Source organism: Cupriavidus sp. MPR-AND1C (assembly GCF_058809705.1).
The window spans coordinates 24752-47114 of sequence record NZ_JBXASU010000005.1 but is presented as its reverse complement, the minus strand read 5'-3'; the positions used below and the strand labels follow the sequence as shown (position 1 = coordinate 47114).

General features: G+C 66.0%; 20 protein-coding genes and 1 tRNA gene. 6 read left to right on the top strand and 15 right to left on the bottom strand.

Going from position 1 to position 22363, the window contains the following annotated elements; translation table 11 throughout:
- Positions 1-27 precede the first annotated feature (27 nt).
- The 7 genes from AC1RWI_RS04785 to gloB form a co-directional block, all read right to left on the bottom strand.
- The gene (locus AC1RWI_RS04785; RefSeq protein WP_043347626.1) at positions 28-1191 is read right to left on the bottom strand and encodes an acyl-CoA dehydrogenase family protein; all 1164 of its coding nucleotides are present in this window, start codon (positions 1189-1191) and stop codon (positions 28-30) included.
- 15 nt (positions 1192-1206) lie between these two features.
- Positions 1207-2058, bottom strand: a complete 852-nt coding sequence (locus AC1RWI_RS04780; RefSeq protein WP_043347630.1) for an enoyl-CoA hydratase family protein — start codon at positions 2056-2058, stop codon at positions 1207-1209.
- Positions 2059-2110: 52 nt separating this feature from the next.
- Entirely contained in the window at positions 2111-2911 is an 801-nt protein-coding gene (locus tag AC1RWI_RS04775; protein ID WP_043347633.1) for an SDR family NAD(P)-dependent oxidoreductase, read from the bottom strand.
- A gap of 2 nt (positions 2912-2913) precedes the next feature.
- Positions 2914-5304, bottom strand: a complete 2391-nt coding sequence (locus tag AC1RWI_RS04770) for a bifunctional salicylyl-CoA 5-hydroxylase/oxidoreductase (protein ID WP_043347637.1) — start codon at positions 5302-5304, stop codon at positions 2914-2916.
- A 193-nt stretch (positions 5305-5497) separates the two neighbouring features.
- A complete protein-coding gene (locus AC1RWI_RS04765) occupies positions 5498-7390 on the bottom strand; it encodes a propionate--CoA ligase (RefSeq protein ID WP_043347640.1) in 1893 nt (630 codons plus the stop codon).
- 250 nt (positions 7391-7640) lie between these two features.
- Positions 7641-9332 carry a transglycosylase SLT domain-containing protein gene (locus AC1RWI_RS04760; RefSeq protein WP_043347643.1) on the bottom strand — a complete coding sequence of 564 codons (1692 nt, stop codon included), beginning with the start codon at positions 9330-9332 and terminating at the stop codon, positions 7641-7643.
- A 192-nt stretch (positions 9333-9524) separates the two neighbouring features.
- Positions 9525-10328, bottom strand: coding sequence for a hydroxyacylglutathione hydrolase (gene gloB, locus AC1RWI_RS04755; RefSeq protein WP_043347645.1), 804 nt, complete (start codon positions 10326-10328; stop codon positions 9525-9527).
- Positions 10329-10338: 10 nt separating this feature from the next.
- On the opposite strand from gloB, the gene AC1RWI_RS04750 reads away from it, so the two are divergent.
- The 5 genes from AC1RWI_RS04750 (at position 10339) to AC1RWI_RS04730 (ending at position 13420) form a co-directional block, all read left to right on the top strand.
- On the top strand, positions 10339-11130 hold the full coding sequence (locus tag AC1RWI_RS04750) for a methyltransferase domain-containing protein (RefSeq protein ID WP_043347648.1): 792 nt from the start codon (positions 10339-10341) through the stop codon (positions 11128-11130).
- A 102-nt stretch (positions 11131-11232) separates the two neighbouring features.
- Positions 11233-11670, top strand: a complete 438-nt coding sequence (gene rnhA, locus AC1RWI_RS04745; protein WP_043352076.1) for a ribonuclease HI — start codon at positions 11233-11235, stop codon at positions 11668-11670.
- 76 nt (positions 11671-11746) lie between these two features.
- Entirely contained in the window at positions 11747-12469 is a 723-nt protein-coding gene (dnaQ, locus tag AC1RWI_RS04740) for a DNA polymerase III subunit epsilon (protein WP_043352077.1), read from the top strand.
- Positions 12470-12601: 132 nt separating this feature from the next.
- Positions 12602-12676, top strand: a tRNA-Val gene (locus AC1RWI_RS04735).
- A 456-nt stretch (positions 12677-13132) separates the two neighbouring features.
- On the top strand, positions 13133-13420 hold the full coding sequence (locus AC1RWI_RS04730; RefSeq protein ID WP_082054898.1) for a hypothetical protein: 288 nt from the start codon (positions 13133-13135) through the stop codon (positions 13418-13420).
- Between the two features lie 114 nt (positions 13421-13534).
- Here the strand turns inward: AC1RWI_RS04730 and AC1RWI_RS04725 are convergent, their stop codons facing one another.
- The 8 genes from AC1RWI_RS04725 to AC1RWI_RS04690 form a co-directional block, all read right to left on the bottom strand.
- Positions 13535-14128 (bottom strand): ParB-like protein, encoded by a 594-nt coding sequence (locus AC1RWI_RS04725; protein WP_043347650.1) that lies wholly within the window; start codon positions 14126-14128, stop codon positions 13535-13537.
- A 236-nt stretch (positions 14129-14364) separates the two neighbouring features.
- A complete protein-coding gene (locus AC1RWI_RS04720; RefSeq protein ID WP_492864852.1) occupies positions 14365-14631 on the bottom strand; it encodes a hypothetical protein in 267 nt (88 codons plus the stop codon).
- A 307-nt stretch (positions 14632-14938) separates the two neighbouring features.
- On the bottom strand, positions 14939-15760 hold the full coding sequence (locus tag AC1RWI_RS04715; protein WP_043347655.1) for an IclR family transcriptional regulator: 822 nt from the start codon (positions 15758-15760) through the stop codon (positions 14939-14941).
- A gap of 184 nt (positions 15761-15944) precedes the next feature.
- Positions 15945-16730 (bottom strand): SRPBCC family protein, encoded by a 786-nt coding sequence (locus AC1RWI_RS04710; protein ID WP_043347656.1) that lies wholly within the window; start codon positions 16728-16730, stop codon positions 15945-15947.
- Positions 16720-17196, bottom strand: a complete 477-nt coding sequence (locus AC1RWI_RS04705) for a (2Fe-2S)-binding protein (protein ID WP_043347658.1) — start codon at positions 17194-17196, stop codon at positions 16720-16722. The genes AC1RWI_RS04710 and AC1RWI_RS04705 overlap by 11 nt, the downstream gene beginning before the upstream one ends.
- Positions 17197-17205: 9 nt before the next feature.
- Positions 17206-18072: an FAD binding domain-containing protein gene (locus tag AC1RWI_RS04700; protein WP_043352081.1), complete on the bottom strand. Its 867-nt coding sequence runs from the start codon at positions 18070-18072 to the stop codon at positions 17206-17208.
- Positions 18065-20359, bottom strand: a complete 2295-nt coding sequence (locus AC1RWI_RS04695; RefSeq protein WP_492864848.1) for a xanthine dehydrogenase family protein molybdopterin-binding subunit — start codon at positions 20357-20359, stop codon at positions 18065-18067. Before AC1RWI_RS04695 ends, AC1RWI_RS04700 begins: the two co-directional genes overlap by 8 nt.
- Before the next feature lie 72 nt (positions 20360-20431).
- A complete protein-coding gene (locus AC1RWI_RS04690) occupies positions 20432-21412 on the bottom strand; it encodes a Bug family tripartite tricarboxylate transporter substrate binding protein (RefSeq protein ID WP_043347662.1) in 981 nt (326 codons plus the stop codon).
- Between the two features lie 330 nt (positions 21413-21742).
- On the opposite strand from AC1RWI_RS04690, the gene AC1RWI_RS04685 reads away from it, so the two are divergent.
- Positions 21743-22321, top strand: a complete 579-nt coding sequence (locus tag AC1RWI_RS04685) for a MarR family winged helix-turn-helix transcriptional regulator (protein WP_043347664.1) — start codon at positions 21743-21745, stop codon at positions 22319-22321.
- The last annotated feature ends 42 nt before the right edge of the window (positions 22322-22363 follow it).

The following is a 22363-nucleotide window of genomic DNA, read 5'->3' as shown; positions in this document are numbered from 1 at the left end:
TCCGGTTATCCGCTCGCGCCGGCCACGTCAGGCGCGATGCTGCGCCAGCGTTTCGCGCGCGATGATCAGCTTCTGCACTTCGGTGGCACCCTCGTAGATCCGCAAGGAACGGATCTCGCGATACAGGCTTTCCACGCGCGTGCCGACCTTGACGCCGAGACCGCCGAACATCTGCACCGCGCGGTCGATCACCTGCTGCGCGTTCTCGGTGGCCACCATCTTGGCCATGGCGGCTTCACGCGTGGTGCGCACGCCGGCCACATCGCGCAGCCACGCGGCGCGGTAGGTCAGCAAGGCTGCCGAGTCGATGGCGGTGGCCATGTCGCCGATGGCGGCCTGCGTCAGTTGCAGGTCCGCCAGCACGCCGCCGAACATCGGCCGCGCGGTGGCACGGGCCAGTGCTTCGTCGAGCGCGGCGCGGCCGAAGCCCAGCGAGGCGGCAGCCACCGAGGCGCGGAAGATGTCCAGCGTCATCATGGCCACCTTGAAGCCCTGCCCTGCCTCGCCAAGCCTTGCGGTGACGGGCACCCGGCAGTTCTCGAAGCGCAGCGTGGCAAGCGGGTGCGGCGCCATCACGTCGATGCGCTCGGCGATGGTCAGGCCCGGCGTGTCGGCATCCACGACAAACGCGGAGATGCCGCGCGCGCCCGGCGCTTCGCCGGTGCGGGCAAAGACGCAATAGAAGTCGGCGATGCCGCCGTTGGAGATCCAGGTCTTGACGCCATCGAGCACGTAGTGATCGCCATCCGGCACGGCACGGCATTGCATGGCGGCGACATCGGAACCGGCATCGGGTTCGGACAACGCGAACGCGGCAATCGCCTCGCCGCGCGCCACGCGCGGCAGGTAGCGTTCGCGCATGGCGCCGCTGCCGGCCAGCGTGATCGCGCCGCTGCCCAGGCCTTGCATGGCGAAGGCAAAGTCGGCCAGGCCATCATGGCGAGCCAGCGTCTCGCGCAGCAGGCACAGCGAGCGCGAGTCGAGCGTGTCGAGCGCGCCGCCGTAGGCGGCTGGCACGCAGTAGCGCAGCCAGCCGGCCGCGCCGAGCTGGCGCACCAGCGCTCGGCAGGCGGCATCGGTGTCGCTGTGGTCGACCTTGAGCGAGGCCGTGGCCCATGCATCGAGCCGTTGCTCTAGTTCACGGTGCGTGTCGTCGAAGAACGGCAGGCAGAGATAACCTTTGTCGGACATGGCTTGCTATTCCTTTCAATCGCCTTCGAACACCGGGCGCGTCTTGGCCACGAACGCGTCGTAGGCGCGGCGGAAATCCCGGGTCTGCATGCAGATGGCCTGCGCCTCGGCCTCGGCCTCGATGGCTTCGTCCAGGCCCATGTTCCATTCCTGGTGCAGCAGCTTCTTGGTCACACCGTGGGCGAACGTCGGACCAGCCGCAATCTGCGCGGCCAGTGCCTGCGCCTCGGCGAGCACAGCGTCCGGTGCGTGCAGCGCGTTGAAGAAGCCCCACTGCAGCCCTTCTTGCGCAGCCATCGCGCGGCCGGTGTAGAGCAGCTCGCTCGCACGGCCCTGCCCGATCACGCGCGGCAGCAGCGAGCAGGCACCCATATCGGCGCCGGCCAGTCCAACCCGCACGAACAGGAAAGCGGTCTTGGCCTGCGCCGTGCCCAGACGCATATCCGAGGCCAGCGCCATCATCGCGCCGGCGCCGGCGCAGATGCCGTCGACGGCGCTGACGATGGGCTGCGGGCAAGCCCGCATGGCCTTGATCAGGTCGCCGGTCATGCGCGTGAATTCCAGCAGCTCCGGCATGGTCATGCGCGTGAGCGGGCCGATGATTTCGTGCACGTCGCCGCCCGAGCAGAAGTTGCCGCCGGCGCCGGTGATGACCACCGTCTTGATGTCGGTGGCGTAGCACAGGCCGCGGAATAGGTCGCGCAGCTCGGCGTAGGAATCAAACGTGAGCGGGTTCTTGCGCTCGGGGCGGTTCAGCGTCACGGTGCCGACCTTGCCGTCGGCCGAGACCGACCACAGGAAGTGCCGTGGCTGGTAGCCGGCGAAGCTGCGCTTGTGGTGGCGCATGTCCAGTGCTATTTCGCTCATCTCGTTTCTCGCTTGTTCGTTCTGAATCTGGTTGGCTTGCAGGCGTTGGCGATCAACCCGCCATGACCTCGCCGCCGGCCACGGCGATCGACTGACCGGTAATCGCGCTGGCCGATGGCTGGCACAGCCATGCCACGGCGTCCGCGACTTCGTCGGGCTGCACCAATCGCCCCTGCGGATTGCCCTTGGCCAGTTCGGCGCGGGCCTGCGCCTCGGTACGGCCGGTCTTGCGCACGATGTTGGCGACCGCGTCGCGCACGATGTCGGTTTCCGTATAGCCGGGGCAGACCGCATTGACGGTGACACCACTGCTCGCCGTTTCCAGCGCCAGCGCGCGGGTCAGGCCAATCACGCCGTGCTTGGCCGCGCAATAGGCGCTCACATAACCATAGCCAACCAGCCCGGCCGTGCTGGCCACATTGATAATGCGGCCCCAGCCATTGGCGAGCATGTGCGGCAGCGCGGCCTGCGTGCAGAGAAAGGTGCCGGTGAGGTTGACCTCGAGCATGGATTGCCATAGCGCAAGATCGGTCTTGCCGAACGGCGCGCTGCGCGCCTGGCCGGCATTGTTGATCAGCAGGTCGATGGGCCCTGCCTTGCCGGCGGCGTCGGCAAAGGCCGCTGCCACGCTGTCGGCCTGCGAGATATCCGCCGCCACGGTGCAAAGCATGGCGGGCGACACGACCGCCTCGGCCAGCGTATCGGCGGTGGCCGCCAGCGTAGCCGCGTCGCGGCCCAGCAACGTGACGCTAGCGCCGTGCGAGAGCAGGCGGCGGGCAATGGCGGCACCGATGCCGCGCCCGCCGCCCGTGACCAGCGCGTGCCGGCCTTGCAGGGAAAGAAGCGTGTTCATGCTCAGTGATCCTCCGGCTGGCGGGCTTGTCTGGCTTGTTGCGCTGCCCGTTCCAGATTGGTCTCGAGCTGGCGCTTGCCGGCCTGGTATTGCTTGGGCCAGGCCAGGTCGCGATGCCCCAGCCGCGCCGCCTCGTGAATGGTCCACGCGGGATCGGCCAGGTGCGGCCGGGCAATCGCGCACAGGTCCGCACGGCCCGCGGCGATGATGCTGTCGACGTGGTCGGCCTCGAAGATCGCGCCAACAGCGATCGTGGCGATGCCCGCTTCATTGCGGATGCGATCAGCAAACGGCGTCTGGTACATGCGGCCGTACACCGGCGCCTGGTCCGGGCTCACCTGCCCGGATGAGCAGTCGATCATGTCGGCGCCCGCGGCCTTGAAGGCGCGCGCAATCTCGATCGCGTCGTCGGGCGTGATGCCGCCTTCGACCCAGTCGTGGGCCGAGATCCGCACGGACATCGGGCGCTCCTGCGGCCATACGGCACGCACGGCGGCGAAGACTTCCAGCGGATAGCGCAGCCGCGCCTGCAGCGAGCCGCCGTATTCGTCGCTGCGCTGGTTGGTCAGCGGCGAGATGAAGCTGGAGAGCAGGTAGCCGTGGGCGCAGTGCAGTTCCAGCCAGTCGAACCCGGCTTGGGCAGCGCGCCGCGCGCTGGCCACGAAATCGTCGCGCACGGCGTCCATATCGGCGCGGCTCATCTCGCGCGGCACTTGCGAGATGCCCGGCATATACGGCAGCGGCGAAGCCGACAGCACCGGCCAGTTGCCTTCGGCGAGCGGATAGTCCATCTGTTCCCAGCCGAGTTGCGTGGAGCCCTTGCGCCCGGCGTGGCCGATCTGCATGGCGATACGCGCGTCGCTGTTGGCATGCACGAAATCGACAATGCGGCGCCAGGCATCGCGCTGCTCATCGTTCCACAAACCCGGGCAGCCCGGGGTGATGCGCGCATCCGGCGAGGTGCAGGTCATTTCCGCCACCACCATGCCCGCGCCGCCGAGCGCGCGCGCGCCCAGGTGCGTCAGGTGGAAGTCGCCCGGCACGCCGTCCTCGCAGGAGTACATGGCCATCGGCGACACCACCACGCGGTTCTTCAAGGTGACATTGCGCACGCGCAACGGCGTGAACATCGGCGGCACGACGCGGGCCTCGGCCGCCTGTCCGGTGCTGGTGGCATTGGCGACGTTGGCAGCCGCCTGCCCCGCCAGCCAGCGCTCGAAACCCTCGACGTAGCCGGGGTCTCGCACACGCAGGTTCTCGTGCGAGATGCGCTGCGAGCGCGTCAGCAGCGAATAGGCGAACTGCTCCGGCGCCAAGCCCGCGTAGCGCTCGACATTTTCGAACCACTCGGTGGAGTTGCGCGCGGCATTCTGGATCTTGAGCACTTCTACGCTGCGGGTGGCCTGGTAGCGCTCCAGCGCCTGCGGCAGCACGTCGGCGCCGCCCGGCCCGGCATCGCGGATATTGTTGGCGAGGTCGATCGCATCTTCCAGCGCCAGCTTGGTGCCGGAGCCGATCGAGAAATGCGCGGTATGCGCGGCATCGCCCATCAGCACCACCGGCACGCGGCGGCCGCCGGCCAGCGTGTTCCAGTGCACCCAGGTGCCGCAGATCACACGCGGAAAGCGGATCCAGTTGGCCGAGCCGCGCAGGTGAGTGGCGTTGCTGATCAGGGCGTTACCGTCCAGGTAGCGGGCAAACAGGCGCTCGCAAAAGGCCACGCCCTCCTCCTGGCTCATCTGCTCGATGCCGGCGGCGCGCCAGACCGGCTCGGGCGCCTCGACGATAAAGGTGGAGGTGTTGTCGTCGAAACGGTAGGCATGGGCCTGGAACCAACCATGCTCGGTCTTTTCGAAGGCAAAGGTAAAAGCGTCGAACAGCTTGCGCGTGCCAAGCCAGACAAAGCGGCACAGGCGGGTATCGATGTCGGGCTGGAAGGTCTCGGCGTAGCGGCCGCGCACGCGGCTGTTGATACCGTCGGAGGCGATCACGATGTCGGCCTGGTATTGCTGCGCCAGCGCCTGGTCATCCGTGACGTCGGTCTCGAACACCAGGTGCACGCCGAGCGCCTCGCAACGCGCCTGCAGGATGTTGAGCAAGCGCTTGCGGCCGATGCCGATAAAGCCATGCCCGCCGGAGCGCAGGGTGCGCCCGCCGATATGGATATCGATATCGTCCCAGTGGTTGAACGCCGCGTTGATCTGCTCCGCGCTGACCGGGTCGGCCTGCTTGAGGTTGTCCATGGTGGCATCGGAGAACACCACGCCCCAGCCAAAGGTGTCATAGGGCCGGTTGCGCTCCACCACGTAGACCTCGCTGGAAGGGTCCCGCAGCTTCATCAGCAAGCCGAAGTACAGGCCCGAGGGGCCTCCGCCGATACAGAGCACTCGCATTTTTTCGTCTCCTGCGTGCCGGCCCCTGGGATTCTGAGTTCCAGGATAGCCGTGCGGCACATGCGATGCGCGGGAGCGCATCTAGATCATGCTTAAATATTTGACACTTAAAATATTAGTCGGCATGAGCCCGCCTGGCAAGGACAATCTTTTGCGCAGTGCAGCGCCCGCCGGAAGGCGGGCACCCCTGCCTTCAGCCTTGCATCGCCGCCTGCAACTGCGCGAGTGCGGTGGGATCCTCAATCGTGGTCAGGTCGCCCGGGTCGCGCCCTTCCGCCACCGCTTGCATGGCGCGGCGCAACAGCTTGCCGGAACGCGTCTTGGGCAGCGCATTGACGAAGAACACGCGTGCCGGGCGCGCCACTGCCCCCAGTTGCTGGTCCACGGTCTTCATCACATCGCCCTCCAGCACCAGCCGGTCTGCCTGGGTGGCGGTGCGGCCCGCGTCGCGCACGATCACAAAGGCCATCGCCGCCTGGCCCTTGAGCGCATCGTGCACACCCACCACCGCTACCTCGGCCACTGCCGGGTGCGACGAAATGCTCTCCTCGATCTCACGCGTGCCAAGACGGTGGCCCGCCACGTTGATCACATCGTCGGTGCGGCCGAGGATAAAGATATAGCCATCCTCGTCCTGCACACCCCAGTCGAACGTGGAATAGCAGCGCCGTCCCGGCACGCCGGACCAATACGTCTTGACGAAGCGTTCGTCGTCGCCCCATACCGTGGTCATGCAGCCCGGCGGCAGCGGCCCGTCGATGGCGACCACGCCCTTTTGCCCCGGCGGGCATTCGGCGCCGGTGGCCTCGTCGATGATCTTCAAGTCGTAGCCGTACACCGGCACGCCCGGCGAGCCGAGCTTGGCCGGCAGCGGGTCAAGGCCGCGCTGGATCGCGATGATCGGCCAGCCCGTCTCGGTCTGCCAGTAGTTGTCCACCACCGGCTTGCCGATGCCCTGCTGGATCCAGCTCGCGGTGGGCTCGTCCAACGGCTCGCCGGCCAGGAACAGCAGGCGCAGGCTGGACAGGTCGTAGCGCGTGAGCCAGGCCGGGTCCTGCTTCTTCAGCACGCGAATGGCGGTGGGCGCGCTGAACATGATGTTGACGTGGTACTGCTCGACCAGTTGCCACAGGATGCCGCCGTCCGGGCGGATCGGCGTGCCTTCGTACATGATCGTGGCCATGCCCGCCAGCAGCGGCCCGTAGATGATATAGCTGTGCCCCACCACCCAGCCGATATCGGAACTGGAGAACATGGTGTCGCCGGCCTTGCCGCAGAAGATGTATTCCATCGAGGCCGCCAGCGCGACCGCGTAGCCGCCGGTATCGCGCTGCACGCCCTTGGGCTTGCCGGTGGTGCCGGACGTATAAAGCACATAGGACGGCTCGCTCGATTCGAGCCATGCGCACGGCACGCGCGCCGCGCCAACGCGCTCGCGCCAGGCGCCATAGTCTTCATCGCGGCCAGGCGTGAGCGTCATCGGGGAAAGCTGGCGATCCACCAGCAGCACGCGCTCCGGCTTGTGCGTGGCCAGTTTCACCGCCTCGTCCAGCAATGGCTTGTAGGGCACCACCTTGCCGGCGCGCGAGCCGGCATCTGCGCTGACGATCACGCGCGGCTGCGCATCGTCGATGCGCGCGGCCAGGCTCACCGAGGCGAAGCCGCCGAACACGACGGAATGAATGGCGCCGATGCGCGCGCAGGCCAGCATGGCAAACGCGGCCTCGGGAATCATCGGCATGTAGATCAGCACGCGGTCGCCCTTTACCACACCCAGTTGCTGCAGGATCGCGGCCATGCGGTTGACCTCGTCGTGCAATTCGGCGTAGCTGTAGGTGCGGTGCTGGCCGGTTTCCGTCGATACGTAGATCAGCGCGGCCTGGTCCGCGCGCTCGGCCAGATGACGATCGACCGCGTTATGGCAAAGATTGGTGCGGCCACCGACGAACCACCGGGTGAATGGCGGGCGGCTGTCGTCCAGCACGGTGTCGAACGGGGTTTCCCAGTCGATGCGGCGCGCCTGTTCAGCCCAGAAGCCTTCAGGGTCGCTCAGCGAGCGGGCGTGCAGGGCACGGGTAGCCGTCATGGCTTGTCTCCTCCGCTTGGATGCGGGCTATTGGTTTGTTTGTCGGGTCGTTTGCTGATTTGCTGATTTGCTGCCGCTAGTTTGCCACCACCGGGGCGGCCTGGCGCCTGGCATGCCATGGCCGATCCTGGCCACGGGTTCCCGCAGTCTGCGCATGCCGCCTTACGCAAGGCTTACCCACGATGCGCCGCACCAGGCAAAAGGGCGTGCCACTGGCACGCCCTTGATCTGGCTCAAACCCCCTTGCGCTTCAGCGCGCGTGCGCCTTGGTCTTCGCCGGCCCTGCCGCCGATTTGCTGGCCGCCTTGGCACTGGCCGGCTTGGCGCTGGCCTTGGCTGCCGAAACGGTCGGCGCGGGTTTGGCCGATGACCTTGCCGTGGCCGCGGCACCCTTGCGCGGCGCGGCCTCGACCGTCACGCGCTGGCGCGGCGCGGCGCGTCCCTTGGCCGATCCCCGCACCGGTTCGGCCCGAACGGGGACCAGCGCGGAAGCGGTGGGCGCCGGGTCGGGCGCGCTGGCAAAGCGAGCCGCCGAGCGCGCCGGCACCATCAGCACCAGGCTCTGCCCCGCCACCAGCTTGGTGCCGGAGAGCTTGTTCCAGGACTGCACCTGGCCAGCCGACACGCCATAGCGATGCGCAAGCGTTGCCACCGTATCGCGCCGCCCGGCCCGCACCACCACGCGGCGTGCGTCGGGCACATCAGGCTCCATGGCCATCGTGGCGCTTTCGGCCAGCGTGGCGCTGATGTCCTGGTTGCGATCCTCGGAGCGCGGCACCACCACCGTGGAGCCGGCCTTCAGCCGCATGCCTTTGGGAATGCGGTTGATCTCGCGAATCGTGTCCGCGTCGATATTCAGCCGTGCCGCGAGCGCCTCGATGCGCTCGCGGTTATCCACCGTCACTGCCGTCCAGCTCGACAGGCCCCCACGGTAGGTGTTCAGGTTGTACTGGAAGCGCTCGGCGTTATCGAAAGGCAGCAGGATCTGGGGATTTGCCGCGCCCAGGATCACTGGCCGGTTAAAGGACGGATTGAGCGCCTTGAACTCGTCGAGCGGCAGGTTGGCGAGCTTGGCCGCCAGCTTGACGTCGATGTCGCGCGAGGTGGTCACCGTGACAAAGTACGGGTGATCCGGAATATCCGGCAGCTTCACCCCATACATCTGGGGATTGGCAATGATGTTCTTGACCGCCTGCAGCTTCGGCACGTAATAGCGCGTCTCGTTGGGCATGTTCAAGCTGGCGTAGTCGGTCGGCAGCCCGCGCGCCTGGTTGCGCGCGATGGCGCGCGACACCGCGCCCTCGCCCCAGTTATATGCCGCCAGCGCCAGTTGCCAGTCGCCGAACATGTCGTACAACCGCTGCAGGTAGTCCAGCGCCGCGTCGGTCGAGGCCAGCACATCCCGCCGCTCGTCGCGGAACATGTTCTGCTTCAGGTTGTAGCTCTTGCCGGTGCTGGGAATGAACTGCCACATGCCCGCCGCCTTGGCGGTGGACTCGGCCTGCGGGTTGAACGCGCTCTCCACGAACGGCAGCAGCGCCAGCTCCGTGGGCATTTTGCGGCGTTCCAGCTCCTCGACGATGTGATAGAGGTAGCGGCTCGAGCGCCCCACCATCCGTTCCATGTATTCCGGGCGCTGCGCGTACCACTGCGTGCGATCGTCAACCAGCGTGCCTTCCAGGTCCGGCATGCCGAAGCCGCGACGGATGCGGTCCCAGATGTCGCTCGACGGCCCGCGCAGCCAGTCCATGCTGTCGCGGTCCACGTTGATGACACCTGCGCTGTTGATCGAATTGAGCGGATCGGGCTTGGAAATCGCGGGCCTGGAAGCGGAGGCGGTCGCTGTGGCGCCATCGGCACCCTCGGGCGGAGTGGGCGTGCTGGCACACGCTGCAAGCAGCGCGGCACACGCAACTACCGCCAGTAATCGACCAATTTTCATTAAGTTCTCAAATCGTGACGCTAAAAATTTGCCTGATGCTAAGAAAAAGCGGCTTTCGCGTCAATGAAATTCTCCCTGCCGCGGCGCCGGGCCGAGGCCGACAGGGACGTATCGGGTACGTGAAAAATGCCGTTCCGGCCAAGCGTGCCCAAGGCTTGCGGGCACGCGAAAGGACGTGAAGGCAAGCGGAAATCAGCGGAAATCATCCTTCCAGCCGCGCAGCGCGCCAAAGGCCGCCGCGTCATTGCCGGCCACCCCGCCAGCGTGGGCCGCCACCGCCTCGCGTACCGCGGGCACGCGCGAGCGCAGGAAGGGATTGACCTCGCGCTCCTGCCCGATGGTGGTCGGCACGGTCGGTGCGCCGACCGCGCGCAACGCATCCACGCGTGCCTCCCAGGCTGCCAGCTCGGCATTATGCGGCTCCACCGCGCGGGCGAACCGCACATTGCTGCGGGTGTACTCGTGGGCGCAGTACACCCGGGTGGCGCCGGGCAGCGCCGCCAGCTTGTCCAGCGACGACAACATCTGCGCCGGCGAGCCCTCGAACAGGCGGCCGCAGCCGCTGGCAAACAGCGTATCGCCGCAGAAGACCGACGGCCCCGCGCCCGGCAGGTCCGCCACGTACGCGACATGACCGGCGGTATGGCCCGGCACGTCGAGCACCTTGAGTTGCAGCGACGGATGCGCCACGTTGACGGTATCGCCCTCGCGCACCGCCACGGTACGCGCGCCGATACGCTCGCCGGCCGGACCGATGACCGGCAACGGGGCGCCATCCGGCGCGGTGGGATGCACCGCCAGCAACCCGGCCACCCCGCCCTGGTGATCGCCGTGGTGATGGGTGATTACAATAGCGCCCAGCGTCAGCCCCTCGCGTGCCAGGAAGGCTTCGACCGGCGCGGATTCGCCGGGGTCGACCACGGCGGCGCAGTGACCGTCGTGGATTGCCCAGATATAGTTATCCTGGAATGCGGGAATCGGCTCCACCTTCAACATGCGTGCTCCTATGTCCAAGCGTCCGATTATAAATTGGGAAGACTGGCTTGCCTCGCCACCCGGGCAATACATGCTCCAGTGGGAGCAGGCGCAGTACGACCGGACCGTGGTGGATATCTTCGGCTACCACGCGGTGCAGCTCGGCCTGCCGCACATCGACACCCTGCGCGAGAACCGCATGCCGTTCTCCGCACTGGCGCTTGCCCCCGGCAACGGGCCCCACGGCCCACGGGCACAGGCCGATTCGCGCCAGTTGCTGTGCCGCTTCGACGAACTGCCGTTCGAGACGCAAAGTATCGATCTGGTCACCCTGCCCCACATCCTGGAGTTTTCGGAAGACCCGCACGAGGTGCTGCGCGAGGTGTCCCGTGTGCTGATGCCGGAAGGCCGGGTGGTGGTGACCTGCTTCAACCCCATGAGCCTGTGGGGCGCCCGCCAAGGCCTCAAGCGGCTCGGCGCTGACCCCTTCCTGCCCAACGACAGCCAGTCCATCGGCTTCGTGCGCATCAAGGACTGGCTCAAACTCCTGGGTTTCGATATTATCCGCGGCCGGTTCGGCTGCTATTGCCCGCCATACCACACGGAGCGCTGGCTGCAGCGCGCCGCCTTCATGGAGAAGGCCGGCGACCGCTGGTGGCCGATCTTCGGTTCAGTCTATATGATCTCGGCGGTCAAGCGCGTGCGCAATATCCGCCTGGTCGGGCCCGCCTGGAAGAGCCCCAAGGCTGCCCTGTCGCCAGTCGCCGCGCCGGTGGCGACCCCCACGGGCACCCACGGCAAGTCCCCCGGCGACGAGCATTAAGCGCCATCATGCGCTGCCGCCCCCCAATCACCCCGGTCGGCCCCGCCTCATCGCGGTGCCAGCCTTAGATTAGCTAATCAATACCCAATGGAACCCAGCGAAATCGAAGACGTCATCATCTATTCGGACGGCGCCTGCAAAGGCAACCCCGGGCGCGGCGGCTGGGGCGCCGTGCTGGTGTCCGGCACCAATGAGAAAGAGCTGTTCGGCGGCGAAGCCCTCACCACCAACAACCGCATGGAAATGACGGCCGTGATCGAGGCCCTGCGCGCGCTCAAGCGCCGCTGCCGGATCAAGGTCTACACCGACTCCCAATACGTGCAGAAGGGCATCGGCGAATGGCTGCCGGGATGGAAGGCCCGCGGCTGGAAGACCGCCGACAAGAAGCCGGTAAAGAACGCCGACCTCTGGCAGGAAATGGACAAGCTCGCGCGGCAGCACGACATCACCTGGCACTGGGTCCGCGGCCACAACGGCCACCCCGGCAACGAACGCGCCGATGCCCTTGCCAACCGTGGCGTCGACTCGCTCAAGGGATAAAGCCGGCTCCGTACCGCCTCATCGCGCCCCACGCCGGCCCGACTCCTCCCCTGCCCCACCGGTTAGAATGCCCGCCATGCGACAGATCGTTCTCGACACAGAAACCACCGGCCTGAGCGCCGCCACCGGCGACCGCCTGATTGAAATCGGCTGCGTGGAGCTGCTTAACCGCCGCCTCACGGGCAGGCACCTGCACTTCTACGTCAACCCGGAACGCGATATCGACGAAGGCGCGATCGCGGTGCACGGCATCACCGTGGACTTCCTGGCCGACAAGCCCAAGTTTGCGGAAGTGGTCAACGAGATCCGGGATTTCGTCCAGGACGCCGAGCTGATCATCCACAACGCGCCCTTCGACCTTGGCTTCCTCGACATGGAGTTCAAGCTTGTCGGGCTGCCGCCGTTTCGCGAGCACGCTGGCAATGTGATCGACACCCTGCGCGAAGCCCGCCAGATGTTCCCCGGCAAGCGCAACTCGCTGGACGCCCTGTGCGACCGCCTCGGCGTCAGCAACGCCCACCGTACCCTGCACGGCGCATTGCTAGATGCCGAGCTGCTGGCCGAGGTCTACCTCGCCATGACGCGCGGCCAGAACTCGCTGGTGATCGATATGCTCGACGGCGGCGGCGCCGACAGCGACGCAGTGGCCGCCACCGACCTCTCCCGCCTCGAGCTGCCCGTGCTGATGGCCAGCGAAGATGAAGCCACCGCCCACCTGGCGGTGCTCAAGCAATTGGAAAAGGCGAGCGGCGGCAAGGTCGTATGGAAGGAAGCACCGCCGGCGACCGAAGCTGCATAGGCAGCTCAAGATTGCCGGCCGAAAGCAGCCAACGGATTTTTTGCAGAAATTTCCAGGAAGGGCTTTACAAGATACAACGGCGCTGACATAATCTCGTTTCTCTGCAGCACGACAGTAACAGCGCAGCAGCAGGGGTGGTTAGCTCAGCGGTAGAGCACTGCCTTCACACGGCAGGGGTCACAGGTTCAATCCCTGTACCACCCACCAAATTAGTGGCTAGCAACTGCCTACGTTGCCGAAAACCCAGATAGCGAAAGCTCTCTGGGTTTTTTGTTGTCTGGCGTTTGCCAAGGCCTACCACCGATACCCAACTTTTTTGAGGGTACAGCCTTCAGGATGCCAATGCTGTCATGCCAATCCGCATCAAACCCCTCAGCGACAAGCAGTGCAAGGATGCGCATCCTCGCCCTCGCAGGGATCCGGCTCCTCCTTCGGTTAGCGATATAAGAGCCCAAAAATGGGGATGCCGCGGTGGCGCGCGGACTCGCTGGCACGTAGATAATTCGTTACAGAGCTCTGTCTGGCACCTGTCATCGCCGCCAAATTCTGCCGCGTTAGTTGGCCATGTTCGGCAAATTGCACCGAGCATCAACAACCAGGGAGTTCACTATGTTTATGCGTAAGGTTATCGGCAGTGTGACTATCGCTGTTCTGGCAGCAGGCATGGCAGGTGGCGCGATGGCCAACGACAAAGATACACGGTGGGAGAGAAATCACCCTCGCCGCGAGCAGGTGAACAACCGCCTGTCCAACCAGGACAAGCGCATCCACCACGAGGTCAAGGAGGGGGAAATGTCGCGTGGACAGGCGGCCAAGCTGCACGGCGAAGATCACCAGATCCGCCAGGAAGAACGCGCGATGGCAAGCCAGAACGGCGGCCATATCACCCGGACGGAACAGCAGGCTCTCAATCAGCAGGAAAACACCGTGAGCCGGCAAATCGGCCATTGAATTTTGCCCTGGCGCTGATCAATTATCGCCATTTGCCGATAGTTGATAGTTGATAGCCTCAAGCAAGAGCTAGGCAAGAGGGGCTGCGGCCCCTCCGTCATGCTCTGGTGCTGATTACGCGGCGTATCCTGGCAGGCCGACAGCCAGCTTGCCTTTTGCCAGCGTGATGCCTCGCTGAACCGCCGAGTGGAAGTCGGCGCTAAGGTCCTCGACGGCGATGGCGCGGCGAAAGAAGTCCGCCCACACGAACTCCGCAAAGGCGGTAGGCGTCTTGGTGTAGCCACCAGCATCCCGGACATACCCGGCCAGCGACCGATATGGATCGTCGACCAGTTTCTCGAGGTGATTGGGAACCGCAGCGTAGCGGTGCCGCACGCCGTGTTCGTCCAGGGGATGAACCCATAGGTTCTTGTCCATCTGCACCCAGAAATCGTCCTGCGCGCAGGCCGACAGATCGGCCTCCACGGTGAAAAAGCCACTGGTGACGCCGGCCTCCAAGGCTGCCCGCCCGAGATGATGGTGATCGGTGATGTAAAGCTTGCCGCCCGGCCCGTTCACTACCGGGATCGGATGGGCCTGCAGGAACTCACGCTGCTCCGCAGGCTTTAGCGAGGCCAGGTGTTTCTTCTTGTCCTGCACTTCGATCATGCCCACCGTCAGCTGCGTCGGGTGGAGCTCGTGAATCAAGGATTCGCGGACCGCTGCCATATTGCCCTCCTCTTCATTTTTCCGCACAGGTTCTGCACAAGGCAAGATTAGCAGGCATATCGCCAACACCCAGAACGAATAAGGGATGGACGCCCAGGAGGCAGTCAAGCCGGATGCGGAATTCGCTCGCCGTCAGGTGCGCGGGTAATGCCGTCGGCAACGCCGGACGGGTCTTCCCCGCGCCTTGGGTTCGCGATGAAAGATTGCCCGGATCGCAAACGCGTACACCCCGACGATCAGCAGGGCAACGACAAGTAGGGAGAGAACCGGCATGACGGGCTCCGATTGGGCCTGCTCGAACGCTCATCGACCATGGCCGCCGCCATGGCTGCCACCGTTGTGACCACCACCGTCATGACCACCGCCATGGCCCTCCCCATGCCCCTCGCCGTGGCCGCCATGACCATGGTGACCATCACCGCCGTGACCATCACCGCCGTGGCCACCACCATGGAAGAACACAGCGCCACCCCCATAAAACCCAGGCCACCAGCCGTAGTCATAGTAGGGGCCATAGGGGTAAGCGGGATGGTAAGCGCCGTAAGGATAGGTGCCTTCGGCCGGATAGCCGTAGCCATCATAGGCAGGCACTGCCGCGCACCCGGCCAGCGTCATGGCCGCACCGATTGTGAGGATTCTGATACATGTGCCCATCGCCAATTCCTGACGCGTTCGTGTAGTTAGACACGAATTTCCAGTGCACATTCCTGGTCCCGGCCTGGCCCAATGCCGGATTTGCGCGGCAAGGGGAAGTGGCGGTGCTTGGCCGTCACGGCCAGGCGACAAGCCTGGCGCCGCGCTGGCCGCGCCCTACAAATTGACTACCGCTCCACCTTCCGACGGCCGATAGTCCAGCAACCGGGATAGCTCGCCCGCCGCGCTCCTCACCTGCTCCACCATGCCATGGAGCCGCTCGGGATCGATCCGCGAAGCCGGGATGGTGGTGCCAAGCGCCGCCACTACCTTGGCGCTGCGGTCCCGCACCGGCGCGGCGATGGTCGAGATGCTGGTTTCGAAGAAGCCTTCCTGCAGCACGTAGCCGCGCTGGCGGTCGCGCTGGACCATGTCGAACAGTGCTTCGACGGTCTTGGGCGTGCTCTCCGAGAAGACTTCCAGCTGCGGCTCGGGATAGAGATCACGCAGTTCCGCCAGCGTCAGGTCTTCAAGCAGCACGCGGCCAAGCACGGTGGCGTGCGCCGGCAGGCGGGTGCCGACGTTGACCGAGCTGGCGAACGGCGTAGGCGCCACGGACTTGGCCACGTAGACGATGGAGCGGCCGTCACGCACCACCAGGTTGCATGGGTAGTTGACCTCGTCGCGCAGGCGGTCCAGCAGTGGCCGGCCGAGCTCGGTCAGCTCCAGCGAGGCGAGGTAGTCAAAGCCAAGGCGCAGTACCGCCATGCCGAGCCGGAATTCACGGCCGCCATCGGTACGCTCCACAAAGCCCATCATCTCCAGCGTGGTCAGCAGGCGGAACACCGTGGAGCGCGGGACCTGAAGCCGGCGCGCCAGTTCGGCGGCAGACAAGGTCCGCTCGTTGCGGCTGAACTCGCCCAGCAGGCGCAGGCCGCGTTCCAGCCCCGGCACGATGTACTTGTCCTGGAGATCGGTAGGCTCGAGGGCATCTGTCATGGTGATATCTCTGCGAATGAGTACTTTGGCGTGCGATATGGTAACGGCTTTGGCTGCGGCCCTGCTCTGAGGCCCGGCCTGTGCGGATAACGCACCGTGCACCCCGATGCGCCGCCCGCGACTGTCCGATATAACACGCCCTGCATCTATCCTCCAGCACTTCCATCACCAAAGCCGCGCGCGCTCACTTCAGATAGTCCCGCAGCCAGGCGGCGCACTCGCCCGCGTGCTGTGCCGGCCAGCGCACGGTAATGGTCGCATTGGGCTGGCGCACTTCGATGCAGATATCCGTGAGCGGACCCCTGTCCACAGCGGGCGCGGGCGAGAACAGGCGCGACCACCAGCCTGCGCCGCGATTGGGGCCGGCTTGTACGGTGCGAGCCGGGATGACGGCCGGGCGAGCGGGAATCCCCTCGATGGCGGAGCCGGGCGCGGCGGGCGAAGGGGCCTGCTCCTTCGCAACCGTTTGCGCCACATCCGCTGCTGCGGGCGCTGCGCACGCCGCAGCCGGCGCCGCCTCGGCGGGCGCCACCAGCCGCGCCGACAGATTCGTGCCGAACTCCTCCCACATCCGGTCGGCCTTCGTCTTCATCACGCTCAGGCCGAACGTGCCAAGGCGGCCCAGCACGTCCACGTTGATCTTCATGCGCAGTTCGGTCTTGCCGTCGGGCTGCCCGGTCAGGAAGATCTCGCTGGACTGCTTGAGCGAGCTGGCCACGGAGGCGTCCTCGCCCGTGCCTTCGCTACGCAGGTAGTTGGGCGCGCGCATCTCCACGATGGTGGTCTTGATCTTGAAGCGCGCGCTGACAAAGGCAATCTTGACCTGGATGTGCGAGATGTACTCCACATCGCTGACCACCTCGATCGACTGCATGCCCGGCACGCAGCCGCCCATCACATTGGGATCGAGCAGCAGTGCCCAAACTTGCGCCGGTGCTGCGCCGACGATCAGGTTTTTTTCAATTTCCACGCATTTTCTCCGCGGCGCACAGAATGGATTCGACGATGCCGACGTAACCGGTGCAGCGGCACAGGTTGCCGTTCAGGCCAGCGCGGACTTCCTCTTCTGTCGGGTTGGGGTTATGCGCCAGCATGGCGCAGGAGGTCATCAGGAAGCCAGGGGTGCAGTAGCCGCACTGCAGGCCGCCGCACTCCATGAAACTTTGCTGCAGCGGGTGCAGCTCACCGCCAGCGCCTAGGCCTTCGACGGTGGTCACGTCGCGCCCGCGTGCCTGCACGGCAAGCATCAGGCAGGACTTCATGACTTCGCCGTCCACCAGCACGGAGCAGGCGCCGCAGATGCCGGTCTCGCAGCCGCGCTTGGTGCCGGTCAGGTTGAGGTCGTCGCGCAGCAGGTCCGACAGCAGGCGCCGCGCGGGCACTTCCACGCTGTGGTCTTCGCCGTTGACGGTGAGTTCGATATGGATCTTTTGCATGGGGAATCCTTAGTCCGTTGCCAGCCCGAACAACGTGGCGATGCTCCGCCGCGCCACGGTCCGCACCATCTCGCGGCGATAGTCCGCGTTGCCGCGCATATCGGAAACGGGGTCGATGTCCGCGGCGACGATATCCGCCGCCTCGGCGGCCACTTCCGGCGTGACGGCCTTGCCGGCCAGGAACGCCTCGGCGCGCCGCAGCCGCGCCGGAATCGGCGTGGATGCGCCAACCGCAAGGCGCGCCTCGATGCACGTAGCGCCAGTCCGGCGAGCCAGCAGCGAGACGCTGGCCAGCGGCCGGTGCTCGGCGGCCGTGCGCAGGAAGCGCGCGTAGTGGCCGAGCGCATCCGGCGCCAGCGCGGGAATGCGGATCTCGGTCACGATCTCATCGGGCTCGAGCGCCGTGGTGTAGTAGTCGACCAGGAACGCCTCCATCTCCAGCACGCGCTCGCCGCTCCTGCCGGCAAGCACCACCTGCGCCCCCAGCGCCATCAGGCAACCCGGCGGATCGGTGGCGGGATCGGCATAGCAAAGGTTGCCGCCGATCGTGCCCTGGTTGCGCACCTGCGGATTGGCCACGCGCCCCGCCATGCTGGCCAGCATGGGGTAATGCGCCTGCACCAGCGGCGAGCGCGCCACCTGCGCATGCAAGGCCAGCGCGCCGATGCGCAAGCCGGTGCGCGGATCGAACTCGATCTTGCGCAAGGCATCAAGTTGGCCAAGCGATACCAGGTGGGTGGGCATGAGCATGCGCTGGCGCATGCCGAGCATCAGCGCGGTGCCGCCGGCGATTACCCGGCACTCGTCGCCCAGGTCGGCCAGCATGCGGCTGGCTTCCGGCACCGAGCCCGGCTCCAGAAATTCGAAATTACGCATGGCGCGCCTCATTTTCCTTGCGCTCGCGCAGCGCGGCCAGCACCTTCTCCGGCGTGATGGGCAGCGAAGCAATGCGCACGCCGATGGCGTCATAGACCGCATTGGCAATGGCCGCCGCGCCCGGCAGGATCGCGGTTTCGCTGGCGCCCTTGGCCCCATAGGGCCCATTGGGCTCAACGGACTCGACCACATCCGTGCGCAGCGCAGGCACCGCGTCAGCGGTCGGCATGGTGTAGTCGGCGAAGTTGCCGTTCAGGATGCGGCCATCCTCGACCTGCACATGCTCATACAGCGTCCAGCCGATCGCCTGCACGGTGGCGCCGTGCGTCTGGCCGTGCACGGCCAAGGGGTTGATGGCCTTGCCGCAGTCGTCCGACACGAAGCTGTCGATCAGCGTAATCTGCCCGGTCACCGTGTCCACTTCCACTTCGACAGCCTGCGCCGCGAACGAGTAGGCAGGCGCGATGTTGCCGTAGTAGTTGGCGTCGTGCATCACGGTGGGCGCATCGTAAGTGGCGCGCACCATCAGGCCCTCGCCGCCATGGCGGAAGATATGCAGCCGCGCGATCTCGGCGAGCGTGGCGCGCGTGGTGTCGTCATGACGGGCGCGGATCACGCCGTCGATCAGGTCCAGTTCGTCCTGCGGCACACCGAGCTTCCCGGCGGCCACGGCCAGCAGCTTCTGCTTCGCCTCGCGCGCGGCCCGCATCACTGCGTTGCCGGAAATGATCGTGACGCGCGATGCCAGCGAGCCGAGGCAGAACGGCGCCACATCGGTATCCGGCGCGCTCACGGTGACGTGCGACAGCGCAATGCCCAGCTCTTGGGCGCAGATCTGGCTGAGCATGGTGTTGGCGCCCTGCCCCATGTCGCACTCGCTGGTGAGCAGCATGACGCGCCCGTCCTCGTTGACCTTGAGCACGATGGTGGAGCCATCCCAGTTGCCCAGCGTGCGGTTACCGCTGACGTGCATGGCGGCCGCGATGCCGAGCCCGCGCCGGCGCGTGCCGGTTCGCCGCGAGGCATCGGCGCGGCGCGCATCCCACTGGATTGCCTCGCGCGTTTGCTCGAGGCATTCCACCAGGCCGCTGCTGCCAATCTTCCAGCCATGCACGCTGGTGTCCCCGGAGCGGATGGCATTGCGCTTGTGGACTTCAATGGGATCCATGCCTAGCATTTCGGCCAGCATGGTGAGGTGGCTGTTCAGCGGGAACTGCATCTGCTGGCCGCCGAAGCCGCGGAACGCGCCGCGCGGCGGATTGTTGGTATAGGCGAGCACGGCGTTGGAGCGCACGTTCTCCACGCGATGCATGTTGTCGCTGCGCATGGCGGTAACGTGCATCACGTCGCCAGCCAGGCCCGCATAGGCGCCGCACTCGGCCACGATGTTGACGTCCTTGGCGACGATCATCCCTTGCGCATCCAGGCCCATCTTCAGCCAGACCCGCGCCGGCACGCTGGAGCGCGCGCCGAGGAAATCCTCGAGCCGGTTGTTGACCAGGCGCACCGGGCGGTCGAGCCGCGTTGCCAGCAAGGCCGCGATCAGGCTGTTGCTCTCCTCCACGATCTTGGCGCCAAAGCCGCCACCGGTGACCGCCTGGATCACGCGGATGGTGGACACCGGCCGGTCCAGCGCCTCGGCCAGGCGCGCGCGCGCCAGGAACACGGACTGTGTCGAGGCCCAGACCGTGAGCCGGCCATTGCCATCCTGGGCGGCCACGGTGGCCATCGGCTCCAGGTAGCCGGGATACTGCGAGTGCATGTCGTACGTGGCCTCGTAGACCACCGCGGCGCGAGCGAAGCCGGCTTCGACGTCGCCGCGCTCGATATGCATCTCATGGGCGATATTGCGCGTGCCCGGGTGGAGCTCCGCCGCGCCGTCGGCAAGCGCTGCATCGGGGCTGAAGATGGCGGGCAGTTCTTCGTACTCCACGCGGATCAGGTCCAGCGCATCGCGTGCGATTTCTTCGTCCACCGCGACCACCGCGGCGACCTCCTCACCCACGTGGCGGACCACGCCAGCGGCAAGAATGCGCTGCTCCTTGCGATGCGTGCCCCACAACCGCGACGGCGTGTCCTCGCCGGTCAGCACCAGCTTGACGCCCCGCAGCGCGCGCGCCGCCGCGGTGTCGATGCGAACGATGCGGGCATGCGGATACGGGCTGCGCAGCACCTTGGCATGCAGCATGCCGGCCTGCTTGATGTCGCCGGCATACACGGCCCTGCCCATCACTTTCTCCCGCGCCGTCACTTGCGGCGTGGCGCTTCCCACTGTCGACGTGCTCATGCCGACCTCCTGCTAGTCAGAAAACCACTGAAAACCATGAAGACGCCGGCGAGCGTTGCCGCCGGCGTCGCGTCACTCGGCGGTAATGCCGAAATCCTTGATGACCTTGCCCAGCCGCTCGTAGTCGGAAGCATTGATCCTTTCCAGCACGGCGGGCGCGCCGCCCACCGGCACCGCGCCGAAGGTGGCCATCTTCTCGGCGATGTCCGGCATCCTGACGATCTCGTTGAGCTGCTCGTTGAGCAGCTTCACCACCTCGGCCGGCGTGCCCTTGGGCGCCATGACGCCGTGCCATGCGCCTACGACGACGTCCTTGTAGCCAAGCTCGGACAGCGTCGGCACATTAGGCAGCAGCGCAGAGCGCTTCGGATCGGTCACGGCCAGCGCGAGCAGCTTGCCCGTGTTGATGTACTGGGCCACCGGCCCCAGCGTCACGTAGGCAAAGTTGACGTGGCCTGCGACGACATCATTGACGGCGGGCGCGACGCCCCGGTACGGCACGTGCTGGATCTTCACGCCAGCGGCGCGGTTGAGCCACTCGCCGGCGATATGCATGGGCGAACCCGCGCCGGGGGTGGCATACGTCAGCGGCTTGCCGGCTTTCGCCGCGGCCACCATTTCCTGCACCGTCTTGATGCCGGCGCCCGGATACGCCACCAGCAGCACGGTCTGCGTGCCGGTCTGGATGACCGGGGTGAAGCCATGCAGCGCGTCGTAGCTGGAGCTGGCGGGGAGCTTGAGCACCATCGGCGCCGTCGTGAACGGGTTGGGCGTGAACAGCAGCGTGTAGCCGTCGGCCGGCGCGCGTCCGACCATGGCGTTGCCGACCACCCCGCCAGCGCCTGGCTTGTTCTCCACGATCACCGGCTGCTTGAGGCGCATCGACAGCTTCTCGGCGTACATGCGCGCCATGGAGTCCGTGTCGCCGCCCGGCGGATAGGCGACCACGATCGTGACCGGCTTGGCGGGATAACCGAGCGCGAAGGCGCTGCCGCCTCCCAGGGCAATCGCGGCGAGCGCTGTGGCAAGGACGTGTCGGCGGGCAAGGTTCATCTACGGCTCCTGTGGGGGCGCTCCACTTCAGCGGGGAATGGCATGGTGGGTGCGGGGTTAGGCACGGCTAAGGGACGGCTAAGGGACGGGAACGCATTCGATGTGCGTTTTATTAGCGAAACATTAGTTCAGGAGAGGAACGCGCTATTCATACTAGATCTACATTGTTGACTACTCAACTTACGTTAATCCCTAATTGACATATATATCTTTTTATAAATTAAAAGAGAGATTCATGACGAGAAGGAGGCAGCACATCGGAGTCCCTATGAGACAATCGGCTCCGCCCCCCCCTGATCAGCCGCCGTCCGGCGGCATCTCTTGAAAGACATGGATCTGATGAAGCGCGCAGCCGGAACGACAACCGACACCGGCGACAAGGCAGTGCCCCCGAAAACCGACTGCCCCTGGGCGCAACTGGACGAGCAAGGCAGCGGGCTCGATGTCGACGACTTCCTGACGACGATGCTCAGCCAGTTGGTCAACGCGCTGCGGCGCACCGTGACGCTGCCCTACGCCGAGCAGTTCGCGCTCACGGTGCCCGAGTGGCGCCTGCTGGCCCTGCTGGCGCACGCACGGCAGCTGCCCTTTGCAGAACTGGTGCTGCAATCCACATCGGATAAGGCGCTGGTGAGCCGCACGCTGCGGCTGCTCGAAGGCCGCGGGCTGGTGAAGCTGGATGCCGAGGGCAACACCCCGCGCAAGAAGCTGATCTGCAGCATCACGCCGGAAGGCCTGGCGCTGCATGAGCAAGTGATGCCGCTGGCCAGGAAGGGCCAGGCGGAGGTGATCCGGTTGCTTGAGCCGGAGGAGCGCCGAGCGATGTACCAGGCGCTGAGGAAGCTGCACGGCCTGTGCGTGACGCCCGGGCGCGGTGACGCCGGCGGGGGCGGGGGCGAAGGCGAATAAATTAGCGCACACGAGAACGAACAAAGCCCGTGGCAGCTGGCG

Excerpts from the sequence above, each read along its gene's own strand:
- AC1RWI_RS04765 (WP_043347640.1), bottom strand. The coding sequence starts at position 7,390 with ATGACGGCTACCCGTGCCCTGCACGCCCGCTCGCTGAGCGACCCTGAA.
- AC1RWI_RS04775 (WP_043347633.1), bottom strand. The coding sequence starts at position 2,911 with ATGAACACGCTTCTTTCCCTGCAAGGCCGGCACGCGCTGGTCACGGGC.
- AC1RWI_RS04760 (WP_043347643.1), bottom strand. The coding sequence starts at position 9,332 with ATGAAAATTGGTCGATTACTGGCGGTAGTTGCGTGTGCCGCGCTGCTT.
- AC1RWI_RS04695 (WP_492864848.1), bottom strand. The coding sequence starts at position 20,359 with ATGAGCACGTCGACAGTGGGAAGCGCCACGCCGCAAGTGACGGCGCGG.
- gloB (WP_043347645.1), bottom strand. The coding sequence starts at position 10,328 with ATGTTGAAGGTGGAGCCGATTCCCGCATTCCAGGATAACTATATCTGG.
- AC1RWI_RS04690 (WP_043347662.1), bottom strand. The coding sequence starts at position 21,412 with ATGAACCTTGCCCGCCGACACGTCCTTGCCACAGCGCTCGCCGCGATT.
- AC1RWI_RS04720 (WP_492864852.1), bottom strand. The coding sequence starts at position 14,631 with ATGACTACGGCTGGTGGCCTGGGTTTTATGGGGGTGGCGCTGTGTTCT.
- AC1RWI_RS04785 (WP_043347626.1), bottom strand. The coding sequence starts at position 1,191 with ATGTCCGACAAAGGTTATCTCTGCCTGCCGTTCTTCGACGACACGCAC.
- AC1RWI_RS04750 (WP_043347648.1), top strand. The coding sequence starts at position 10,339 with ATGTCCAAGCGTCCGATTATAAATTGGGAAGACTGGCTTGCCTCGCCA.
- AC1RWI_RS04725 (WP_043347650.1), bottom strand. The coding sequence starts at position 14,128 with ATGGCAGCGGTCCGCGAATCCTTGATTCACGAGCTCCACCCGACGCAG.
- AC1RWI_RS04705 (WP_043347658.1), bottom strand. The coding sequence starts at position 17,196 with ATGCAAAAGATCCATATCGAACTCACCGTCAACGGCGAAGACCACAGC.
- AC1RWI_RS04730 (WP_082054898.1), top strand. The coding sequence starts at position 13,133 with ATGGCAGGTGGCGCGATGGCCAACGACAAAGATACACGGTGGGAGAGA.
- AC1RWI_RS04715 (WP_043347655.1), bottom strand. The coding sequence starts at position 15,760 with ATGACAGATGCCCTCGAGCCTACCGATCTCCAGGACAAGTACATCGTG.
- AC1RWI_RS04780 (WP_043347630.1), bottom strand. The coding sequence starts at position 2,058 with ATGAGCGAAATAGCACTGGACATGCGCCACCACAAGCGCAGCTTCGCC.
- dnaQ (WP_043352077.1), top strand. The coding sequence starts at position 11,747 with ATGCGACAGATCGTTCTCGACACAGAAACCACCGGCCTGAGCGCCGCC.
- AC1RWI_RS04770 (WP_043347637.1), bottom strand. The coding sequence starts at position 5,304 with ATGCGAGTGCTCTGTATCGGCGGAGGCCCCTCGGGCCTGTACTTCGGC.
- AC1RWI_RS04685 (WP_043347664.1), top strand. The coding sequence starts at position 21,743 with ATGGATCTGATGAAGCGCGCAGCCGGAACGACAACCGACACCGGCGAC.
- AC1RWI_RS04700 (WP_043352081.1), bottom strand. The coding sequence starts at position 18,072 with ATGCGTAATTTCGAATTTCTGGAGCCGGGCTCGGTGCCGGAAGCCAGC.